At 66.8% G+C, this 21,337-nt stretch carries 20 protein-coding genes and 1 tRNA gene; 4 read left to right on the forward strand and 17 right to left on the reverse strand.

The genetic code is table 11. The annotated features are described in order from the left end of the window. Positions 1-17 precede the first annotated feature (17 nt). The 10 genes from ACVCMB_RS13130 to ACVCMB_RS13175 form a co-directional block, all read right to left on the reverse strand. Entirely contained in the window at positions 18-215 is a 198-nt protein-coding gene (locus tag ACVCMB_RS13130; RefSeq protein WP_068094291.1) for a CsbD family protein, read from the reverse strand. A gap of 183 nt (positions 216-398) precedes the next feature. After that, a tRNA-Ile gene (locus tag ACVCMB_RS13135) sits at positions 399-474 on the reverse strand. 113 nt (positions 475-587) lie between these two features. Then, positions 588-1,124 carry a lipocalin family protein gene (locus tag ACVCMB_RS13140; protein ID WP_395120968.1) on the reverse strand — a complete coding sequence of 179 codons (537 nt, stop codon included), beginning with the start codon at positions 1,122-1,124 and terminating at the stop codon, positions 588-590. After that, the gene (locus ACVCMB_RS13145; protein ID WP_447105339.1) at positions 1,121-2,236 is read right to left on the reverse strand and encodes an SAM-dependent methyltransferase; all 1,116 of its coding nucleotides are present in this window, start codon (positions 2,234-2,236) and stop codon (positions 1,121-1,123) included. Before ACVCMB_RS13145 ends, ACVCMB_RS13140 begins: the two co-directional genes overlap by 4 nt. Next, complete coding sequence (locus tag ACVCMB_RS13150; protein WP_447105340.1) at positions 2,233-3,015, reverse strand: DUF1295 domain-containing protein; 783 nt, start codon at positions 3,013-3,015, stop codon at positions 2,233-2,235. The genes ACVCMB_RS13145 and ACVCMB_RS13150 overlap by 4 nt, the downstream gene beginning before the upstream one ends. Further along, complete coding sequence (locus tag ACVCMB_RS13155) at positions 3,012-3,563, reverse strand: DUF2878 domain-containing protein (protein WP_447105341.1); 552 nt, start codon at positions 3,561-3,563, stop codon at positions 3,012-3,014. The genes ACVCMB_RS13150 and ACVCMB_RS13155 overlap by 4 nt, the downstream gene beginning before the upstream one ends. Further along, on the reverse strand, positions 3,560-4,837 hold the full coding sequence (locus ACVCMB_RS13160) for a class I SAM-dependent methyltransferase (protein ID WP_447105342.1): 1,278 nt from the start codon (positions 4,835-4,837) through the stop codon (positions 3,560-3,562). The genes ACVCMB_RS13155 and ACVCMB_RS13160 overlap by 4 nt, the downstream gene beginning before the upstream one ends. A 23-nt stretch (positions 4,838-4,860) precedes the next feature. After that, the gene (locus ACVCMB_RS13165) at positions 4,861-5,661 is read right to left on the reverse strand and encodes a DUF1365 domain-containing protein (RefSeq protein WP_447101169.1); all 801 of its coding nucleotides are present in this window, start codon (positions 5,659-5,661) and stop codon (positions 4,861-4,863) included. Continuing rightward, positions 5,658-6,956 carry an NAD(P)/FAD-dependent oxidoreductase gene (locus ACVCMB_RS13170; RefSeq protein WP_447105343.1) on the reverse strand — a complete coding sequence of 433 codons (1,299 nt, stop codon included), beginning with the start codon at positions 6,954-6,956 and terminating at the stop codon, positions 5,658-5,660. Before ACVCMB_RS13170 ends, ACVCMB_RS13165 begins: the two co-directional genes overlap by 4 nt. Positions 6,957-6,959: 3 nt before the next feature. Further along, a complete protein-coding gene (locus ACVCMB_RS13175) occupies positions 6,960-7,967 on the reverse strand; it encodes an acyl-CoA desaturase (protein ID WP_447105344.1) in 1,008 nt (335 codons plus the stop codon). 166 nt (positions 7,968-8,133) lie between these two features. Between ACVCMB_RS13175 and ACVCMB_RS13180 the strand changes: the two genes are divergently transcribed. The 3 genes from ACVCMB_RS13180 to ACVCMB_RS13190 all read left to right on the forward strand — a co-directional run bounded on the left by ACVCMB_RS13180 (position 8,134) and on the right by ACVCMB_RS13190 (position 11,733). Continuing rightward, a complete protein-coding gene (locus ACVCMB_RS13180) occupies positions 8,134-8,622 on the forward strand; it encodes a TspO/MBR family protein (RefSeq protein WP_447105345.1) in 489 nt (162 codons plus the stop codon). Positions 8,623-8,762: 140 nt separating this feature from the next. Continuing rightward, positions 8,763-9,284, forward strand: coding sequence for an N-acetyltransferase family protein (locus ACVCMB_RS13185; protein WP_447105346.1), 522 nt, complete (start codon positions 8,763-8,765; stop codon positions 9,282-9,284). A 211-nt stretch (positions 9,285-9,495) separates the two neighbouring features. Beyond that, positions 9,496-11,733 carry a KAP family P-loop NTPase fold protein gene (locus tag ACVCMB_RS13190; protein WP_447105347.1) on the forward strand — a complete coding sequence of 746 codons (2,238 nt, stop codon included), beginning with the start codon at positions 9,496-9,498 and terminating at the stop codon, positions 11,731-11,733. 1,069 nt (positions 11,734-12,802) lie between these two features. Here the strand turns inward: ACVCMB_RS13190 and ACVCMB_RS13195 are convergent. The 5 genes from ACVCMB_RS13195 to dtd all read right to left on the reverse strand — a co-directional run bounded on the left by ACVCMB_RS13195 (position 12,803) and on the right by dtd (position 18,207). Then, complete coding sequence (locus tag ACVCMB_RS13195; RefSeq protein WP_447107174.1) at positions 12,803-14,212, reverse strand: cryptochrome/photolyase family protein; 1,410 nt, start codon at positions 14,210-14,212, stop codon at positions 12,803-12,805. Between the two features lie 22 nt (positions 14,213-14,234). After that, entirely contained in the window at positions 14,235-14,897 is a 663-nt protein-coding gene (locus ACVCMB_RS13200) for a ChrR family anti-sigma-E factor (RefSeq protein ID WP_447105348.1), read from the reverse strand. Beyond that, entirely contained in the window at positions 14,894-15,448 is a 555-nt protein-coding gene (locus ACVCMB_RS13205) for a sigma-70 family RNA polymerase sigma factor (RefSeq protein ID WP_395120978.1), read from the reverse strand. Before ACVCMB_RS13205 ends, ACVCMB_RS13200 begins: the two co-directional genes overlap by 4 nt. Positions 15,449-15,708: 260 nt before the next feature. Next, entirely contained in the window at positions 15,709-17,595 is a 1,887-nt protein-coding gene (rpoD, locus tag ACVCMB_RS13210) for an RNA polymerase sigma factor RpoD (RefSeq protein ID WP_447101165.1), read from the reverse strand. 171 nt (positions 17,596-17,766) lie between these two features. After that, entirely contained in the window at positions 17,767-18,207 is a 441-nt protein-coding gene (dtd, locus tag ACVCMB_RS13215; RefSeq protein WP_447105349.1) for a D-aminoacyl-tRNA deacylase, read from the reverse strand. A gap of 144 nt (positions 18,208-18,351) precedes the next feature. On the opposite strand from dtd, the gene ACVCMB_RS13220 reads away from it, so the two are divergent. Further along, positions 18,352-19,251: an LpxL/LpxP family acyltransferase gene (locus tag ACVCMB_RS13220; protein ID WP_447105350.1), complete on the forward strand. Its 900-nt coding sequence runs from the start codon at positions 18,352-18,354 to the stop codon at positions 19,249-19,251. On the opposite strand, the gene ACVCMB_RS13225 is transcribed toward ACVCMB_RS13220, so the two are convergent. Beyond that, positions 19,242-19,586: a tetratricopeptide repeat protein gene (locus ACVCMB_RS13225; protein WP_395120982.1), complete on the reverse strand. Its 345-nt coding sequence runs from the start codon at positions 19,584-19,586 to the stop codon at positions 19,242-19,244. The genes ACVCMB_RS13220 and ACVCMB_RS13225 overlap by 10 nt on opposite strands. Then, positions 19,583-21,307: an ArnT family glycosyltransferase gene (locus ACVCMB_RS13230; RefSeq protein ID WP_447105351.1), complete on the reverse strand. Its 1,725-nt coding sequence runs from the start codon at positions 21,305-21,307 to the stop codon at positions 19,583-19,585. Before ACVCMB_RS13230 ends, ACVCMB_RS13225 begins: the two co-directional genes overlap by 4 nt. Positions 21,308-21,337 lie beyond the last annotated feature (30 nt).

Genomic DNA, 21,337 nt, shown 5'->3' on the forward strand with positions numbered 1-21,337 from the left:
GCGCGATGCCGGTGGGATTACAGCGTCCGCTCGAAATCCCGCACTTGGCGCTTGGCCTCGTCGCGCGCGATGCCGTAACGTTCCTGCACCTTGCCGACCAGATACTCGGTATTGCCCTCGGCCCGGGTCAGGTCGTCGTCGGTCAGGTCGCCCCACTTGGCCTTGATCTTGCCGGTGAGCTGTTTCCAGTTGCCTTGGATGCGGTCGTCGTTCATGTCGTGTCACTCCGTTGCGATAGGGATGACAGGCGTGCCGTTGCAACCCGTCGCGACCCACTATCCCCGCGGCGGCGTTAGGGCCAGGTGGTGGCGACGTGCATGGGGGGAGCGGGCGTTCAGGCGGCGGCGCATTGCGGGCGCCACGCATCATGCACAGGGGTAGCCGCGAGGTACGCAGGATGGTGGGCCCACCAGGACTCGAACCTGGAACCAAGGGATTATGAGTCCCCTGCTCTAACCATTGAGCTATAGGCCCGCGAGCGTGGGAGTTTACCGTAGGGCGCGGCGCGCCCACGAGACCGGACCTTCGCCGGAACGAAGAAGCCCCGCGTCGGCGGGGCCTCCTGGCAGGCGCGGCGGGTTGTCCGGTCATTGTCTGGCTTGCTGGGGCACCTTGCGCACCTTGTCCATCGGGTAGCCCAGCGCCTGCACCCGCGCCAGCAGTGCGTCGTAGTCGGCCTGCGCGATGGTCGGCGTGCGCGCCATCACCCACATGTAGTCGCGCGCATCGCGGGCCACGATGACCTGGCTGTAGTCGTCCTTCAGCCAGGCCACGATGTACTGCGCCTTCAGCGGCCAGAACACCTGCACGCCCCACACCGCGTTGCCGGTGCCGGGCTTGACGAAGCCGGTGGAGTGGATCTCCTTGCGTTCGCCGTCGAAGCTGCCGTTGCGGAAGTGGAACGAGGTGGCGACGTTGCCATCGGGCCTCAGCGTGTAGACCTCGACCGCGTTGTACGCGTTCTTCTCGAAGCGGGTGGGGATGGTGGCGATCACGTACCAGTCGCCCATGAAGCGGGGCAGGTCGACGTGGGCCACCGGCGTGATCGGCGGCAGCTCCCTGGCGAAAGTGTTGACGTTGAACAGCATGAGGCAGGCCAGCAAAAAGGTCGTCAGGATTCTCATGGCGTCTCCGCGGCGATCGAGGGGCGGGTGTCGACCGCGGGGCGCACGAAGCGGTAGTGCGCGACCAGCCACTGCTGGCCGTCGGCGTAGCCGAACAGCTCGGCGCAGGACATCCAGAACATGCGCCAGCGCTGGAACCACAGCGGTGCGGCCTTGCTGCCGTAGGCTTGCGCCAGTACCTTCATCACCTCGTCGTGGTGCGCATCCTGGTTGGCCAGCCAGTGGTTGGCGGTGCGCTGGTAGTGCGTGCCGTCGACATGCCAGCGCTGCTCGATGTGCAGCGCGCACTGGAACCACAGCAAGGTGTCCGACGCCGGCATCAGCCCGCCGGTGAAGAAGTGCCGGCCCATCCAGTTGTCGTCGCCCTCGGTCTCGAACGGATACATCGCCGTGCGGTGCGCGAAGATGTGCACGAACAGCTTGCCGCCGGGTTTCAGCCAGCCGGCGATGCGGTTCAGCAGCGTCTCGTAGTTGCGCATGTGCTCGAACATCTCGATCGACACGCAGCGGTCGAACTGCGTCGGATCGAGTTGCAGCGCGTTGACGTCGCAGGTGATCACCTGCACGTTGAACAGGCCACGTCGGCGGCACTGCGCCTCGATGTGCTGGCGCTGCGGGGTGGAGTTGGATACCGCGGTGATCCGCGCGCTCGGAAAATGCTCGGCCATCCACAGGGTCAGCGAGCCCCAGCCGCAGCCGAGTTCGAGTATCGACTGGCCATCGGCGAGCTGGGCGCGTTCGCCGTACAGCTTGAGCATCGCCTCCTCGGCCTGGTCCAGCGACTCGTCGCCGCGCGGGTAGTAGCAGGACGAATACTTCAGGCGCTTGCCCAGGCAGAGTTCGAAGAACGCCGGCGGCAGCTCGTAGTGCTGCGCGTTGGCCGCGTCGGTGTGGATCGCCACCGAGCTGTGGCGCAGCATCTCGATGCGCTGCGCATATCGCTCGGCCTGCGCGTCCAGGCCGCCGGCCTGTTCCTCGCGCAGGCGTTGCGCACACAGTCGGCGGATGCCCTGGCGCAACAGCGCGTCGGGGATGCGGCCGCGTTCGGCCATGCCCAGCAGGCCTGGCGCCGGCCGCTCGCTGGCCAGTTCGGTGGAAGCGGGGGTGGTCATCGCGGGGTCCTCCTGGGGAACCATGGAATAAGCATCGCCGTGGTGCGCTGGTAGTCGCGGTAATCCTCGCCGCGCGTGCGCAGCGCCTGTGCCTCGGTGTATGGCACGCCGCTGATCCAGCGCAGGAACACGTACATGACTACCGGCCCGGACCACGCCAGCCAGCCGATCGGCGAACCGACCGCCAGGCAGACGTAGGCGAACCAGTGCAGCCATTCGAAGAAGTAGTTCGGGTGGCGCGAATGCCGCCACAGGCCATCGCGGCAGGTCTTGCCACGGTTGGCCGGGTCGTTGCGGAAGCGCGCCAGTTGCGCATCGGCGAGCGATTCGCCCAGCACGCCCAGCAGCCAGATGGCAACGGCCGCGGCCAGCCACGGCGCGGACGCCTGCGGGTTGCGCGCGACCGCCGCGAACGGCAGCGCGAACAACACGATCAGGAAGGCCTGGAACTGGAAGAAGGCGAAGAACTTCCACTGCGCGCCCTGCCAGTGCGCGCGCAGGTTGCGATAGCGACCGTCCTCCGCTTCGCCACGCACGCGCCGCCAGAGGTGCAGGGACAAGCGCAGGCCCCACGCGCCGCCGAGGCATGCCAGCATCGCGCGTGTCCACGGCGCACCGCTGCCGGTGAGCGCCAGCAGGACGGCGCTGCCGCCCACGCCCGCCGCCCACAGCACGTCGACGATGCCCGCATTGCTGCGCCTGCGCTGCCATTGCCAGCCCAGCGTCATCATCAGCGCGGCCAGCAGCCACACGATCAGAAGTTGCCACCCGGGATTCATGCGCGGGCTCCTCGCGTTGCCGGCCGCGGCTGCGTCGAGGCGCGGCCGAGGCGCGCCAGCCACGCCAGCGCCGGTGTCGCCAGCGCCCAGCCGAGCGCCAGCGCCAGCAGCGCGCGCCACGTCGGTTCGGCAAACGTCACCACCTGCCAGCCGCGCGCCGCACCCAGATAGGCCAGCGGACCGCCGACCAGCCCCAGCAGCGCCGCCAGCCACAGCCGCGTCTGCAGGTAGCGCAGGGACTGGCTGAAGGTCAGCGCGAAGGTCACCCACAGCGCGAGAATCCAGCCCGGTGCCAGCGCCGGGTTCGGCCAGCCCGCCGCGTAATCGGCCAGCCCGCTGCGACTGAGCGTGCCGTCCAGCAGGAAACCCATCACCAGCCCGGCGGCCATCAGGGCGAGATCGACGCGGAGGTTGCGGGCGCAGGCCAGCTGCACCAGCGCGTAGACCAGCATGCCGAGCACGCCCGGCCACGCCAGCCCGTGACCTGCGCCGATCACCGCGACAAACCACACGGCCTGGTAGCCGATCAGGCTGAGCCAGAAACTCATGCCGGCCGGCCCGGCGACGATGCGGCAGGGCGATGACCCGGCTTGGCCATCAACAGGTGCGCCACGCCGATCGAGCGTTCGCGGAAGCCGCCTTCGCAATACGCCAGGTAGAACTCCCACAGGCGCACGAAACGTTCGTCGAAGCCCTGCGCGCGCACTTGCGGCAGGCGGGCCATGAAGCGCTCGCGCCATGCCTTGAGCGTCTGCGCGTACGAACTGCCGAAGTCCTCCAGTCGGATCAGGCCCAGGTCGCTGGCGCGGGTCTTGGCCGCGAGCAGTGCGCTGATCGAGGGGATGAAGCTGCCGGGAAACACGTGGCGCTTGATGAAGTCGACCGACCTCAACGCGTGCGCGTAGCGGTGGTCCTCGATGGTGATCGCCTGCACCAGCGCCAGGCCCTCCGGCTTCAGCAGGCTGCCGAGCTTGCCGAAATAGACGTCCAGATACGGGGCGCCGATCGCCTCGACCATCTCGATCGAGACCAGCTTGTCGTACTGGCCTTCGAGGTCGCGGTAATCCTCCAGCAGCAAGGTGACGTGCCCCTCCATGCCGGCTTCGGCGACGCGCTGGCTGGCCAGCGCATACTGCTCGCGCGAGATCGTGGTGGTGGTGACATGGCAGCCGTAGTGCTGCGCCGCGTACAGCGCGAAGCCGCCCCAGCCGGTGCCGATCTCGATCACCCGGTCGGCGGGCTGGAGGTCGAGCTGGCGGCAGATCCGCTCCAGCTTCCGTGCGGAAGCGGTTTCCAGCGTGTCGGCCGGGTCGCTCCAGATCGCCGAGGAGTACATCAGGTCCGCCGAGAGGAACAGGCTGAAGAAATCGTTGCCCAGGTCATAGTGCGCGGCGATGTTGCGGCGGCTGCCGTCGCGGGTGTTTCGACGCAGCGCGTGCCACAGCCGCATCGCCATGCCGCCGAGTCGGGCCAGTCCGCTTTCCATGCCGTCGAGCAGGTCGCGGTTGCGCACCAGCAGCTGGATCAGGCCGACCAGGTTGTCGCAGCGCCACTGGCCATCCATGTACGACTCGCCGGCGCCGACGCTGCCATGGCGCGCCACTGCGCGGTAGAAGCCCGGGTCCAGCACCTGCAGGTGGATCTGCAGCGTGGGCTGCGCACTGGCGGGTTCACCCAGCTCGGCCGTGCCGCAGGCGTCGCTCAGCACCAACCGGCCGTGGCGCAGGCCGCGCATCCGCTCGAGCAGTTGCCGGCGCAGGAAGCGATCGAGCCCGCCGAATGCGGCGTCGTCGCGGGTACGGGTGCTGGCGATATCGTTCATGGCAAACCTCGGGGGTGTTCGTTTCAGTCGGCAGGACGCGCGGGCGGCGCCGGATGGTCGTGCACCGGATTGCGCTTCAGCCACAGCCGCAGTGCATGCCAGTGGATCGCGCCGACCACCTGGGCGGTCATCAGCGGATAGCGCCAGAGCACGCGCGCCAGCGACGCGCCGGTCAGCGGCAGGCGCTGCAGGTTCAGCGTGGCGTCGAACGTGCGCCGGCCTTCGCGCATCACGTTCATGTGCACGCGCAGGTCCTCGGCCGGCACGGTGAAGCGCCAGTCGTAGGTGCAGTCCATCGGCATGAAGGGCGACACGTGGAAGGTCTTGGCAAAGTTCCAGTGCAGTGCGCGGCCATGCACCTGTGCGTCCTCGACCGGCAGCACATAGGCGTGGCGCTGCTTCCACGGCGTGTTGGTGATTTCGGCCAGCACCGCCAGCAGGGTTTCGCCATCCTCGGCGAAGCAGTAGTAGAAGCTGACCGGGTTGAACACCATGCCGGCGTAACGCAGGTGGGTGAGCAGGCGGATCGGACCGCTCGGCCGCGTTCCGGTGGCTTGCTCCACCCGCTGGCGCACCGCATCGGTCAGCGACAGGGTCGCCGGTCCCAGGTAGTCGCTGCGGCGGAACTGCGCCAGGTTGCGATGCGTGGTCGACCACAGCCAGCGCTCGGCGAATATCCGCTCGACCTCGTCCAGGTCCAGGTACAGCTGGGCCATGCGATAGCTGAACGCGTGTGCGTGCGGTTCATGCCGACGGTGGCGCACCACGCCTTCGTACACGGCGCTGGCCAATCGCAGCTTCGAGCTGGCCGGTTTCGTCGTCACGCCATCAACTCCGCCTGGTGCGGAGTGGGCGTCGCCACCGGCGCATGGTCCGGTGGCCAATGCACGCCGAGCGACGCAGCCACCTCGACCGCGCTGCGCATGCCGTCCTCGTGGAAACCCCAGCCCCAATACGCGCCGGCAAACCAGGTGCGGCGCCAGCCCTGGATTTCGGCCTTGCGCGCCTGCGCCTGCACCGAGGCGCGGGTGTAGACCGGATGGTGGTAGCGCATGCGCGCCAGGACCTTGGCCGGGTCGATTGCCTCGCTGCGATTCAGGGTGACCACGAAGGGCTCAGGCGAGGCGATGCCCTGCAGCAGGTTCATGCAGTAGCTGACCGTGCACGGCGCGGCGGGATCGCGCGGCAGCCACGCATTCCAGGCCGCCCACGCCTTGCGCCGGCGCGGCAGCACGCTGGCGTCGGTATGCAGCACGGTGTCGTTGGCCTGGTAGGTCATCGCGCCCAGGATCGAATGCTCGCGCTCGTTCGCGTCGCCCAGCAGGCGCAGCGCCTGGTCGCTGTGGCAGGCCAGCACCAGCTGATCGAAATGCTCCACGCCCGCCGCGCTGCACACCTCGACGCCGCCGGCGTGGCGCAGGATCGAATGCACCGGGCAGTGCAGCCGCTCGCGCACCGGCCAGTGCGCGCGCAACGCCGCCACGTAGGTCGACGAGCCGCCCTTCACCACGCGCCACTGCGGACGTCCGGCCAGTTGCAGCATCTGGTGGTTGGCCATGAACTGCACCAGGTAACGCGCGGGAAACTGCAGGATCTGCGTGGGCGGCGACGACCACAGTGCCGAGGCCATCGGAATCAGATGTTCGTCGCGGAACGCAGCGCCGTAACCATGCTGCAGCAGGTAATCGCCGAGGCTGGTCGTGTCCTCGGGCGTGAGCAACAGCGCGGGTGCCTCGCGGTAAAAGCGGGCGAGGTCGCGCACCATGCCGAGGAAGCGCGGCGACAGCAGGTTGCGGCGCTGGCAGAACAGCGTGTCCAGCGTGGTGGCGTTGTACTCCAGCCCGCTGGCCTCGCTGTGCACCGAAAAGCTCATCGTGGTCGGCTGCGAGGCCACGCCCAGCTGCGCGAACATCCGCGTCAGCAGCGGATAGTGCGCCGGGTTGTGCACGATGAAGCCGCTGTCGATGCGGTAGCTTTTTCCGGCCTGCTCCACCTCGTGCGTATGGGTGTGCCCGCCGAAATAGTCATTGGCCTCGAACAGCGTCACCTCATGCTTGCGCGACAGCAGCCACGCCGACGCCAGCCCCGCGATGCCCGACCCGACCACGGCGATGCGCATCGCTCAGCTCCCCGCCCTGGCCAGCACCCACGCCGGCACCGGTTTCAACCCGCGCACCAGGCCCAGCATCGCCATCAGCTTCAGTCCGTACCAGGTCACGTCGACTTCCCACCAGCGGAAGCCCTGGCGACTGGAGCCGGGGAAGAAGTGGTGGTTGTTGTGCCAGCCTTCGCCGAACGTCAGCAGCGCCAGCCACAGGTTGTTGCGGCTGTCGTCCTTCGTCGCGTAACGACGACGGCCGAAGCGATGCGCCAGCGAGTTGATCGTCACCGTGGCGTGGAACAACACGATGGTGGATACGAAGAAACCCCACACCAGCATCTGCCCGCCACTGGTGCCCAGCTGCGGCGCCACGTGTTGCAGCAACGCGCCCAGCCCGTACATCGCCATGGCCAGCAGCAGCGGCACCGCGATGTCGAACCGGTCCAGCCAGCGCAGCTCGGGATACTTCGCCAGATCCGGCACCCGCGTGAGATCCGTGCGGAAATTGCGCGGGGTCAGGAACCAGCCGACATGGCTCCACAGGAAGCCGTGCACGCGCGGCGAATGCGGATCGGCCGGCGTGTCCGCAACCCGGTGGTGCTGCCGGTGATGCGCCGCCCACCACAGCGGCCCGCGTTGCACGCAGGACGCACCGATCAGCGCAAACATGAACTGCACTGCGCGCGAGGTCTGGAACGTGCGATGCGAGAAATAGCGGTGATAGAACCCGGTCAGCGCGAACATGCGCAGCGCATACAGCGCGGCCGCAACGATCAGCGCGACCGGCGACACGCCCACCCAGATCACGCCCAGGCAGGCCAGGTGCATCGCCACGAACGGCGCCGCGCGCAGCCAGTCGATGCGATCCTCGCGCGCCTCGTCCACCTCCACCGCGGCACTGGTGTCGAACCAGCGCCGCACGCTGCGCATCAGCCACGAACGCCGCGGGCCGGCACGATCGGCCAAGCCGATGGTCGAGGTGTCGACCCGCTCAGGCGGTGCAGTCACGGGTGGAGCGGGGAGGGCCATGGCAACCTGCCTGTCAACGGTTCAGTGACAGATACGCAGGAAGCGCCCCGCTGGATGCATGCGCCGGCAGCGTGCCGGTTTCACGTCGAGTCACCGTCGCCCATGCGATGAAGCGGATCCGGAACGCCGCCGTCCACGTATCCGGTCACACCAGCAGGAGATACGCATGTCAGGCACGAAACAGATCATCGGACTGCTCGGCTGGCTGCTGCTCAGCTTCGCCGCCGCCGCGATCGGCGCGGCCGCCTCGATACAGGCCGCCGCCTTCTACCGGCAGCTGGCACAACCCACCTGGGCGCCACCCTCGGCGGTGTTCGGCCCGGTGTGGTCGCTGCTGTACGCGCTGATGGCCATCGCCGCATGGCTGGTCTGGCGCGAAGGCGGCGGGCGCCGCCAGCGCGGCGTGCTCGCACTGTTCGTGCTCCAGCTGGCGGTCAATGCACTATGGAGCTGGCTGTTCTTCGGCTGGCACCGCGGCGCGCTGGCGTTCGCCGACATCGTGCTGCTGTGGCTGTTGATCGCCGCCACCGTGATCGGCTTCTGGCGCGAGCGGCCGCTGGCCGGCGCGCTACTGTTGCCGTACCTGTGCTGGGTCAGCTTCGCTGCGGCGCTGAACTTCGCCGTGTGGCAGCTGAATCCGGGGATTCTTGGCTGAGTTCCAGCGAGAACGCGGCGGGCTCCGGTCGCGGCCGCGTTCCGAACGGAACAGACGCCCCCGACTGGCTCTATGCCAGGCAGCCCGCAGGCTTCAAGATCAGCAGCCTCACCCAACGAGGCGTTGCCCTGGAGCCAGCCTTGCCCGTCATTCGCCAAGCCGAACCCTCCGACGCGCTGCCTCTCGCCGAACTGGCGGAGCTGACCTTCCGGCATACCTTCGAGGTGGCCAACACGCCCGAAGACATGCGCCTCCATTGCGCGGCCCATTACAGCGAGGCCATCCAGGCGCGGGAAATCTCCGATCCGCAAATCACGACGCTGGTCAGTGAGCACGATGGCCAGCTCGTCGGATTCGCCCAGCTTCGCTGGGGCCGTCCGCCCGACTGCATCAAGGCCGAACGACCCGCCGAGATCCAGCGCCTGTATGTCCGCGAAGCGTGGCACGGTAAGGGCGTGGCGCCGGATCTCATGTCCGCAGCCATCGCCCTGGCAAAGGCCTCCCACGCCGATCAGGTCTGGCTCGGCGTGTGGGAACACAATCCCCGCGCCATCGCCTTCTACAGGAAGTGGGGCTTCGCCGAAGCGGGCGAGCATGTGTTCCCCGTGGGAACCGACCCGCAGCGCGATGTCATCATGACCCGGGTGGTTGGCACCAGGTGATGGAAGGCCCGAAGCCGGGGTCAGCGTCCGATTTTCAAGAAGCGCACCGCGTCCGAGGGTCATGATGGCCCTTGCAGGCGCTACGACGACCGCGCAAGGTGCGACAGGCAGAAACCGACCCGAAGCAGACATAATCAACTATCGCCACGAAACTGAGAACTAGCCGCGTTAACGAGGTAGAAGCCGGGAAGGCTAAAGGGAGACAGATTGGATGAAGTTTTTTTCTTGGATCAAAGGGAATGCGACCAACGCAGTGACGCCAGAGGCTGTTGCTGCCCTGCTAATCGATGCTCCCGTAGAAAGTTCCTATTCCACTGACCAGCCGATTCGCTCGGCGGCCAATGACCGATTTGCGCGCGCAGCGTTCGCAGTACGCATTGCCGAGACCATCGCTACTCGACAGGAGCCCTCCAGCCTCGTGCTTGGTCTTTCTGGCCCATGGGGAGACGGTAAGACGTCCGTTCTCTACATGATTGAGGAACGCCTCAGGGCAGAGGCGAACATCGTAGTGGTCCGATTCAATCCGTGGCATTTCGCGTCAGAAGAACAGTTGGTCCGAGGATTCTTCGCAACGCTGGCTTCTGCATTGGGTAAGAGCTTAGAGACCGCTGGGGAGAAGGTCGGCGAGGCAGTCAAGAAGTATGGAAGCCTTCTCTCGATTGCATCAACGTCGTTCGCGGGAGGTCTCATTACTCTGGCCCCTGGCAAGGCAGCGCAGGGCATTGGCGAGGCGCTCTCGACGACGACGCTCGACGAACTCAAGGGTCGAATTGAAAAGGGGCTATCCGACTCGGGAAAGAAGGTTGTCGTACTCATCGACGATATCGACCGTCTGGACCGGGCCGAGACCCACGCCATCTTCAAGTTGGTCAAACTTTCGGCTGGCTTTGAATATACGACGTACCTGTTGGCATTCGACGAGGAGGTAGTGGCAGCTGCCTTGGGCGAGCGCTATGGCGACGGTGGTTATGCAGCAGGCAGAGCTTTCCTCGAAAAGATCATTCAGGTTCCCCTGCATTTGCCGCCAGCAGACACCATGGCATTGCGGCAGATGGCCTATGAGGGTGTCGACAAGGCGCTAAGTCATGCGGCGTTCGAGCTGGGACAAGAGGATGTTGATCTTTTTACTATCCAATTCATGAGTGGGTTGGAGCCGAAGCTGGAAACACCGAGGCAAGCGCGTCTCTACTCGAATGCATTGATGTTCTCGCTCCCCCTTGTCAAGGGCGAAGTTAATATCGTGGATTTCATGCTTGTTGAAGGCCTGCGCGTCTTCTACCCAAAACTGCATGGTGCGATTCGCGCCACTCCGTCGCTCTGGCTGGATCAGCAGGAAGGACCCCAACAAGATCGGCTGGAGCGGATCCGGCAGATTGTTGAGGTGTCGACGCCTGGCAGGACGAAAGAAGAGCGGGAAGATCTCACGCGTGGACTGCTAAGGCATCTGTTTCCCAGAACGGCCAATATGCAGTACGGGGGTCAGTGGGAGCCCGAATGGGCTCGCGACAAGCGTATTTGTTCACAGGCATACTTCCGGCGCTACTTCACCTATGGGGTACCGCCAAACGACATATCCGATCGAGCGATTGACGAATTCATTGCGTCCGCACCAAATTTGGATACGAGTTCGCGAGAGGAAGCACTTCTGCGACTCATGCGAGCGGCTCCGGCGGTTTTCGTCAAGAAGATGCGACAGCGAGAGGAAAAGGTCACGGAATCGCAGGCACAAGCTCTGATACCGGTGCTTGCGCGGAATGGTAGTAGTGCACCGGTAGAGCGTGGACAATTTGCCATCGGCGGCACGCGCATGCAGATGGCAATCTTGATCGCGCATCTCCTTCGGAATGTCCCCGCCGGGGAGGCCCGTAACCGTTTCGCTGAGGAGATTGTTGAAATAGCGATGCCACTCCCGTTTGCAGTGGAATGCACGCGTTGGATGATGCCGGGAAGGGATGATCCTGAAGATCGACACCTACTCACAAGAGATGTTCTGCTCAGTCTGGACGGAGCACTGGTCGAGCGGGTGATTAAAGCGGATCACGAATTACCACTGTATCGTCAGTTTGGTACTGACGCGAGGCAGCTCTATTGGCTTTGGCAGAAGGCTGAGATGAATGGAGCTTCCACTCGGCTACGGGAGAATCTCGGACGTACAGGCGAAGAGGTAGATGCTTTCCTCGATATTTATGTTGGAGAAGCATGGGGAATGGAGGATGGACTCCCTAGGCGAGCCGATTTCCGTAGGGAGTCCTATGACGATATTGCGCGATTGATCGATCCAGCGGAAATCGCACGTTTGTTGCGCGATCGCTATGGGGCCGAGCTAGATCATCCCAATTTCCATCACGGCGCAGAAGTTGCGATATCTCGGCGGATAGCGCATCAATTCATGGTTGTCTACAACGAGACTCTGGACGAAGCTGAACGGGTTCAAGGTGGCGATCCGTAGCAGTCGTAAGTCTGGAGCGGCCAAGTTTTAGTAGACGCTCAATGTTCGTTTCTGGCCGGAAGTCGACGATCGATAGCCATGGGTTCGTGGGTAAGGTCAGCAGTGCCGCCCTCAACCCGCGTGCCGCACCGGCGGAGCCCGCAGCGGGCGCGGCAAATCGATCCGACAGCACAGAGGGCCGCGCTCGAAGTAGCGAGCCTGTGATGCAAGTGTGTCAACTGCACCCGCGCACCCGCCGAGGCCACACGCGCGAGATCCACCCCCACTCTCGGGGCAAGAAGCGCACGCGCGCGAGGGCAGAAGCCTCGTGCGCAACCGGAAAGCCCTCGCCGGCAACCGAAAACATCCGTGCGTAACAGTAAAACCCTCGCACCGCGAACCTGCCGACCTCCGTGCGCAACCGTAAAAGCGTTGCGTGCCACGGTAAAACGGTTGCGCGCAACCCGGAGACCTTCGTGCGTGGTGCCGCGGACTTCGCCAGGCCGAGGTTCCGACCCTTGCGCGCAAGGGTTTTACGGTTGCACACGGAGCTCGGGAGCCTTGCCCCCGGAAGTTTTTCGGTTGCGCGCAAGGGTCGGGACCTCCGCGCTTCGGAGTTTTCCGGTTGCGCGCAAGGTCGCAACCTTTGCGAACGGAGCTCTTGCGGCGGTGCATGGAAGTCAGATGGCCGCACTGGCACATTCCGGAATTGAAATGTCCTACCCGTTCGGAGCTTTCATGCTCCTGGCTCTTCAGCTCTTGCCACCGCGACGCGGTGGCGCACCGAGTGCGAGCCAGGATGGCGCGCTGCTCTACCCGGGGCCCCTGTGCGGCGGTGAGTCGGGGTCGACAGGCCGCGCAGCGGGAGTCGACAGGGATGTCGACTCCTTTTCGTCCGGACAGGAGTCCGGTCGAAAAGCCCGGCCCCGGCTCACGGACTTGCCGGGCAGGGATGCCCGGCAAGCGCCAAGCGGGGTGGCCTTCTCTGTTGGTTACTTATCTCTTGGCCACGCAAGAGATAAGTAACTCGGGCCACGAAGGGGCACGAAACGCTCTTGATCTTGGTGACCACGCCATCGCCTAAACGGGTTTAGCGTGCCAGTGCCCCATAGGCATCCAACGCAAGCTGCCGCGACTCCCCGAGATCCACCATCGCCACCGGATACCCACTGCGCCTGAGCAGACCAGCATCCCTCCACGGCTCATGCAGCAACCCCAACGGCGCCTCCGCCAGCTCCGGCAACCAGCGCCGCAGATAGACGCCATCTGGATCGAACTTCTTCGCCTGCGTCACCGGGTTGAACACGCGGAAATAGGGCGCCGCGTCGGCGCCGCAGCCGGCCACCCACTGCCAGCCCAGCGTGTTGTTGGCGAGGTCCGCGTCGACCAGGGTGTCCCGGAACCAGCGCGCGCCGTGCTGCCAGTGCTGGCGCAGGTTCTTGGTCAGGAAGCTGGCCACGACCATGCGCACGCGGTTGTGCATCCAGCCGGTGTGCCACAGCTCGCGCATGCCGGCGTCGACCAGCGGGATGCCGGTGCGGCCGCGTTGCCAGCGTTCCAGCAAGGCCTGATCCGCGGACGCCCACGGGAAATCGTCGAAGCGCGGATTGAAGTTGTCGGTGGGCGTGTGGGGAAAGTGGTACAGCAGGTGATGGGCGAATTCGCGCCAGCCGAGCTCGCGCAGATACGGCTCGATGTCGGGGCGGCGTGTGGCGTCGGCGGCACGGGCGCGAAGATCGAGTTCGAAGTGGATTTGCCGCGGCGAAATCTCGCCGAAGTGCAGGTGCGGCGACAGCCGCGAGGTGCCATGGCGCGCGGGCAGGTCGCGTGCGTGCGCGTAGTCGCCGATGGCGTCGTCGGCGAATATCTCCAGCAACTCCTGCGCGCCGGCTTCGCCCGGTTGCCAGCTGGTGGCCAGGCCATCGGCCCAGGCGATGCGCGGCAGCAGCTCGAGTGCCGCCAGCGGCAGGCTGCCGGACAAGTCGCGCCAGCCCGGCACGCGTGGCGCGGGCAGCGGTCCGGTCGCCTGCAGTTGCGCGCGCAGGTTGCGCCAGTACGGCGTGAACACCTTGTACGGCTGGCCTTGCTGGGTGGCGATCTGCCATGGCTCGCACCACAACGCGGCGTTGTGGCTGTGCACCGCGATGCCGTCGGCCTGCAGGGCGCTCTTGACGCGGGTGTCACGCTCGATCGTGGCCGGCTCGTACAAGCGGTTCCAGTACACCGTGCGTGCACCGCTGCGGTCGATCAGCTCGCGCAGGGTGCCCAGCGGCTCGCCACGACGCAGGTGCAGGGCGGCGCCGGCATCGCGCAAGTCGTGGTCCAGCGCCAACAGCGAATGGTGCAGCCACCAGCGGCTGGCGGCGCCGGTGGAGCCGGCGTCGTCATCGGCATGGATGAAGACCGGCAGCACCCGTGCGTGTTGCGTACAGGCCGCGCTCCACGCCGGGTTGTCGGTGAGGCGCAGGTCGCGCCGGAACAGCACCAGCGCCGTGTCCATCGCGTCGCGCGTGGACACGGTTCTAGAAGCCGAACAGCGGTTGCAGCGTGCGCGCGAGCCAGCCGGAGAACTTCAGCGGCGCATCGGTGGCGGCCACGCAGATGCACGGCACGCCGGGCGAGGTCACCGGCTGGTGCAGGGTTTCGCCGTCCAGGTCGGCCACGTCGCCGGGGCCGAAGTGACCGAGCAGGTCGTCGTAGGCGCCGTCCAGGATCATCGTCAGCTCGCTGCCGCCGTGGCTGTGCAGAGGCAGTTTGCTGCCTGGCGCGATGCGCAGCAGCATCAGGTCGCCGCCAGCGATGCCGCCGGCGCGAATGCGCTGCACGCCCGGCGCCACGCGCTTCCAGCGCAACGCGCGCAGGGACTGGCCGAACCACGGGTGCAGGGCGCGCGGCAGGCGATCGGGATCGCGGGCATCGACGGCCTCGGGCGGCAACGCCGCCTGCCCGGTCTCCGGCTCGGCATCGAGCCGGGCCAGGATCGCGATGCGCGCATCCTCCGCCGGGCCTTCTGCGCGTTGCTGTTGCAGCAGGGCACCGCCGATCTGGTCGGCGTCCCGCAGATGCGCGCGGCACTCCGCGCAGCGTTCCAGATGAGCCGCCGCAACCACCGCCAGCGCGGCGGACAGGGCGCCGGCGGAATAGCCGATCAGGGTGGCGTCGTCGAGGTGACGATTCGGCTTCATCGCGCGCCCCTCATGCTGCCCTGCAGTTTGGCGAACGAGCGCCGCAGCGAGGATTTGACCGAGCCAAGCGGCATGTCCAGCTCCCGCGCGATCTCGCTGTGGCTTTTGCTTTCGAGGTAACACATGCGAACCAGCTTGGCCTGCACCGGGGGAAGTTGATCGATGGCCTGCTTCAACAGGTCCTGGTCGAAGGAGGATTCGGGTTGCGAGTCGAGCCGGCCGGATTCGAGCTGGTCGAGCTGGTCCAGGCCTTCCTGGATCGGCGACCAGTGCGGTTCCCTGCGCACGTGGTCGATGTAGAGGTTGCGCGCCACGCGATACAGCCAGGTGGCGAGGCTGGCGCGCGCCGGATCGAACATCGCGGCCTTGCGCCACAGCGTCAGCAAGGCCTCCTGCACCAGCTCGTCGGCGATCGATTCGGGCACGCCGAGGTTGCGCAGGTAGCGCTGCAGGCGTGGCGCGAAGTGATCGAAGATGCGCATGAAACTCGCGCGGTCACGCTGCGCGGACACGGCGGCCATCTGCGTCGACCAGTAACGTGCGTCAGGCATGGCGTGGTTCACGGCGGCAGGCACGGGTCGTATCGCCCGAAAGGGCGTCACCTCGGTGGCAGAGCGATCCGGACCCATCATACGCAACTTTCCGCTGGCGACCGGGGCCACATGCCCGACGATCGGACATGCCCCCTGTCACAGGCATACGGCGGGCGTGGCCATTCGGATTCAACCGCATCGAAAATCGCCCGCGAGCGGCCGGGCAAAAGAAAGCCCCGCACGTGGCGGGGCTGTTCCGGTGGTGCGTTGGCGTGCGCCTACTCGACGTCGAGGAACGAGCGCAGCTGTTCGGAGCGGCTCGGGTGGCGCAGCTTGCGCAGCGCCTTGGCCTCGATCTGGCGGATCCGCTCGCGGGTGACGTCGAACTGCTTGCCGACCTCTTCCAGGGTGTGGTCGGTGTTCATGTCGATGCCGAAGCGCATGCGCAGCACCTTGGCCTCCCGCGGGGTGAGCCCGGCGAGCACGTCGCGCACGGTTTCCATCAGGCCGGTTTCCGTCGCCGAGTCAATCGGCGAGCTGGCGTTGCCGTCCTCGATGAAGTCGCCCAGGTGGGAATCCTCGTCGTCGCCGATCGGGGTTTCCATCGAGATCGGTTCCTTCGCGATCTTCAGCACCTTGCGGATCTTGTCCTCGGGCATCTCCATTTCCTTGGCCAGTTCCTCCGGCGTGGCCTCGCGGCCGAACTGCTGCAGCATCTGGCGGGAAATGCGGTTCAACTTGTTGATCGTCTCGATCATGTGCACCGGGATGCGGATGGTGCGCGCCTGGTCGGCGATCGAGCGGGTGATCGCCTGGCGGATCCACCAGGTGGCGTAGGTCGAGAACTTGTAGCCGCGGCGGTATTCGAACTTGTCCACCGCCTTCATCAGGCCGATGTTGCCTTCCTGGATCAGGTCGAGGAACTGCAGGCCGCGGTTGGTGTACTTCTTGGCGATCGAGATCACCAGGCGCAGGTTCGCCTCGACCATTTCCTTCTTGGCGCGACGGGCCTTGGCCTCGCCACTGGCCATGGCGCGGTTGATGTCCTTGATGTCGATCAGCGGCAGGAACAGCTTGCGCTCGATCGCGGCCAGCTTCTCCTGCTCGGCGTCGATCGCCTCGCGGTAGGTCTTGATGTTCGGCGACCACTTCTGCCGCTTGCGGCTGAGCTCGGCGACCCACTCGAGGTTGCCCTCGTTGCTGGGAAACGCCTTGATGAACTCGGCCTTGGGCATCTTCACCTGCTTGACGAAGATGTCCAGCAGCACGCGCTCGTGGTGGCGGATGTCGCCCACCACCTCGCGCAGCTTGCGCACGAAGCCGTCGATCAGGGCGCTGGGCAGCTTGAGCTTGAGGAACTCCTCGGCCATCTGGTCGCGCAGCTTGACGATCTTCTTGTCGGTGATGCTGGCGGCTTTCGGCGCGGCCTTCTGGAACTTGGCGTAGTACTCGCGCAGCAGTTCCATGCGGCGCTTGACCTCCTCCGGGTCCGGACCGGTGGGGCCGGCTTCTTCCTCTTCGCTGGAGTCGTCGGAATCCTCGTCGTCGCCATCGGATTCCTCGTCCAGGCCAAGCTCGGCGGCCTCGGCGGCGGCGGCTTCCTTCTCCTTGCGGGCGAGGTCGGCGGCTTCCTCCAGGTCGAGGAAGCCGGCCAGGATCTCGCTGAGGCGGCGCTTGCCGTCCAGGTGCTGGTCGTATTCCTCCAGCAGCAGCTCGATGGTCAGCGGGAAACTGGCCAGTGCGGTCTGCACCTGGCCCAGGCCTTCCTCGATGCGCTTGGCGATGGCGATCTCGCCCTCGCGGGTGAGCAGCTCGACGGTGCCCATCTCGCGCATGTACATGCGCACCGGGTCGGTGGTGCGGCCCACTTCGGCGTCCACGGCGGAGAGCAGCGCCACGGCCTCTTCGGCGGCGGAGTCGTCATCGCCCGGGCCGCCGCCGGGGGCGGCGCTGTCGGAGATGGTGTCGGTATCCGGCGCGGCGTCATGGACTTCGATGCCGACGCCCTTGAGCACCGCCATGATGTCTTCGATCTGCTCCGGGTCGACGATGTCGTCGGGGAGGTGATCGTTGATCTCGGCGTAGGTCAGATAGCCCTGCTCCAGGCCCTTCGAGATGAGTGCCTTGATTTCCGACTGTTGCTCATGGGGAGCTTTGCTGTTCATGGATTGACCGACCGCCAAAGGGGTGCAAGAACCGGACATTATAGCGATGTGCTGCTTTTCTGACCAGTTTTCAAGTGAAAAATTCTGTCGTCTGCCGCGTCGGACGACACGCAAAATTCGAGCCAGACCGCGGTGTTGGCGCTGTCTGCGGGGTGCCGCGCGGCACCTCGGTCAGGCGGTGTCCAGCCAGAAGGTGACCGGGCCGTCGTTGACCAGCTGGACCACCATATGGGCACCGAAGCGTCCGGTTTCCACCCTCGGATGGGCAACCCGCGCCAGTCCCAGCAGGTAGTCGAACCAGTGGCGCGCATGCTCGGGCGCGGCGGCGCGGGTGAAGCTGGGGCGCATCCCCGAGTGGGTGTCGGCGGCCAGGGTGAACTGGCTGACCAGCAGCAGGCCGCCGCCGGTGTCGCGCAGCGAGCGGTTCATGCGGCCGGCATCGTCGGCGAACACGCGGTAGCCGAGCAACCGTTCCAGCATGCGCCGGGCCTGCGCCTCGCCATCCTCCGGCTGCACCGCGACCAGCGCGAGCAGGCCGGCGTCGATCGCGCCGACGGTCTCGTCCTCGACCTGCACGCTGGCGGAGGTCACGCGCTGGATGAGGGAGATCATGGGGTGGCCGGGATTGGGGAATCGGGAATGGGAAAAGCATAGCGCCCGGCGGCTGATGCCACGCAGTCGGGCGAGCCCATCCGGTGCGCGCCTGACTATTCCCATTCCCGATTCCCCATTTCCGGCCCAGCTACACTTTCGCTCATGCGTTTCGACATCTACGTGATCTATCTGCTGTTGCGCCTGCTGGCACTGTTGCCGTTGCGGGCGCTGCATGGCATCGGGGCGGGGCTGGGGCGGCTGGTGCTGTGGCGCGGGGGGCGCACGGCCCATCACACCGCGGTGAACCTGCGGATCGCGCGGCCGTTGCCGGACGCGGTGCGCCAGCGCGAGCTGCTGCGCGAGGTGATGGGCGAGAGCGGCAAGTCGATCACCGAGATCGTCAAGGTGTGGGGCGGTGGCGCCGAACGCGCGCTGGATCTGGTGCGCGAGGTGCGCGGTGAGGCGCTGCTCGATGCCGCGCTGGCGGCGGGCAGGGGCGTGATCATTGCCGCGCCGCACCTGGGCTGCTGGGAGTTGCTGAACTACTGGCTGTGCCGCAAGACGCCGATGGCGATCCTGTACCGGCCGCCGCGCATCGCCGCCATCGAGGGCCTGCTGCGCAAGGTGCGCGGGGCGCTGGCACCCGAGCAGATCCGCGCCGACGGCGCCGGCGTGCGCGCCTTGTACAAGCGGGTGGCTGCCGGCGGCGCGGTGGGCATCCTGCCTGACCAGAAGCCGCGCGCGGGCGAGGGGCGGCTGGCCCCGTTCTTCGGCCGCGATGCCCTGACCATGGTGCTGCTGCCGCGGCTGGCCGCACGCACCGGCGCCACGGTGCTGTTCGCCTTCGCCGAACGCTTGCCCGCCGGCGCGGGCTACCGGATCCACCTGCGCGAGGCGCCGCCCGGCATCGCCGATGCCGACCCGCAGGTCGCCTGCACGGCGCTCAATCGCGGCGTGCAGGATTGCGTCGAACAAGCGTTCGCGCAGTACCAGTGGCAGTACAAGCGCTGGTCGGCGGTGGGCCTGGTCAGTCCGTACGACGACGAGAGGCGTCAGGACTGAGCCGCGTCGCCCGGCGCGGGCGATTTCTCCAGCCGGCGCAGGAACACGGTCATCTCCTTTTCGGCCTGCTTGTCGCCGCGTGCGCCGGCGGCGGCGATGCCGCGACGCCAGGCGTCGGCCGCCGAGGCGGGCTCGCCGCTGGCGAGCCGGGCCTTGCCCAACAGCTTCCACGCGGCCGAATAGGTCGGGTCGAACTCCAGCGCACGTTCGAGTGCTGCCACCGCACCGGCGGCGTCGCCCGCATCAAGCAGGGCGCTGCCCAGCGAGTAGCGCAGCAGCGCGCCATCGCGCGGGCCGTCGCATTGGCGGCGCAGGTTGTCGAGCAGGGCGTTCAAGGCAGGCGGTAGCGGCGCTCGTCGGCCGGATAGAGCTGGGTCGGCTGTGCCGGTTCCGGCGGCGTGTGGCCGGCGCGCAGATCGGCCAGCGAACTGGCCGTCCAGATCACCACCCACGACGAGCGGAACGGCTGCGCCAGCAAGGCGTAGCGCAGGTCGGCCGGGGTCAGGTGGTCCGGCCGGTCGACCACCAGCGCATCGGGATGCGCGCGTGCGTAATCGGCCAGCGCCTGGTCGCCGTACAGCTCGGTGATCGGCCGGGTCAGCCGGCCGGCGAAGTGGAACTCGCCGGCGTAGCTGCCCATGAAGGCCAGCGGGTGGCCGGCCTGCTCGGCGCGGCCCAGCAGTTCGGCCGACGGGCGCAGGTCCCAGCGCGGCCACAGGGTCAGCGTGAACAGCGCATTCAGCGCGAACACGCCGATCAGCCCGGCCACCGCCAGCCGGCGCAGCTCGCCGCGGCCGCGCATCAGCAGCAGGCTGCCGAGCAGCAGGAAGATCACGCTGAAGTAGCGGCTGTACGGCGCGACCGTGTGCGCCCAGTCGCCCTGCACGACGGCGTGCTCCACCAGCATGGGCAGCGCGAACAGCAGCAGCGCGAAGACGATCCCCCCCACGCCCAGCGGCCAGGTGCCGAGCGCGTAATGGTTGGCCAGCGCGGCGCGGCGCTCGCGCAGCACGGCGATCGCACCGGCCATCAGCAGAGCCACGCCGGCCAGCTCCGGCAGCGGGTAATACAGCTGCTTGCCGCTGATCAGCGAGAACACCACGAATGCGGGAACCAGCCAGCACAGCACGAAGCGCAGGCCCGATTCCAGCGGCCGGCGCAGCCCGGCCACGGCCACCCACGCGCGCGGCCAGCCGCTGAACGGGAACAGCAACACCGGCAACCACAGCAAGTAGAACCAGAACGGTTCGGCGTGGTTCTGCAGATCCTTGCCTTCGGACAGCTTGTCGACCACGCGCCCGGCGGTCTGGGTGAAGAACAGCCGTTCGCGATAGGCGTCCCCCCCGACCAGGCCGGCCGGCAACGCCCATGCCAGCAGCATCGCGCCGCCGAGCAACAGCGACAGCACGCCGGAGCCGTACCAGCGCGCGCGATGCTCGCGCGCCCATTCGTTCCACAGCGGCCCGAGCAGCCACGGGAAGGCGACGTGCAGCAGCATCACCGGGCCCTTGGTCAGCAACCCCAGCCCCACGCAGACGCCGAACAGCAGCCAGCGCGGTTCGACCCGCCGCGGCTTCGGCGTCAGGCACAGCAGCGCGGCCAGCACCCAGACCGCCAGCAGCACGTCGTACATGATCTGCAAGGCGAACAGGAACGCGTAGCCGAACGCCAGCAACATCCACGGCGCGGCCTTGGCCATCCACGGCCGGTGCGGGAACAGCCGCCGCGCCAGCAGCGACACCAGCACCAGCTGCGCGCCGCCGAACAGCACCTCCAGCACGCGCGGCCACACGTCGCTGACGCCGAACACGAACCAGCCGGCCTCGATCAGCCAGAACAGCAGCGGCGCCTTCTCGCTGTACGGCGCGCCGTTGATGTGCGGCACCAGCCACTGGCCATGGCTGAACATGTCCCAGGCCACCGCCAGCGTGCGGGTGGAATACAGCGGCATCGGGCCGTGCGCGAAGATCGCCAGCAGCGCCACCAGCATCCACAGCGGCAGCCACGGCCAGACCGCGCGCAGGTGTTCGGAACGGCTGAAGGAGCTGGGCGGCACGGGGTGCACTCGCGGTGGGAGAGAAGGATT

This window comes from Rhodanobacter sp. UC4443_H10, assembly GCF_052978325.1.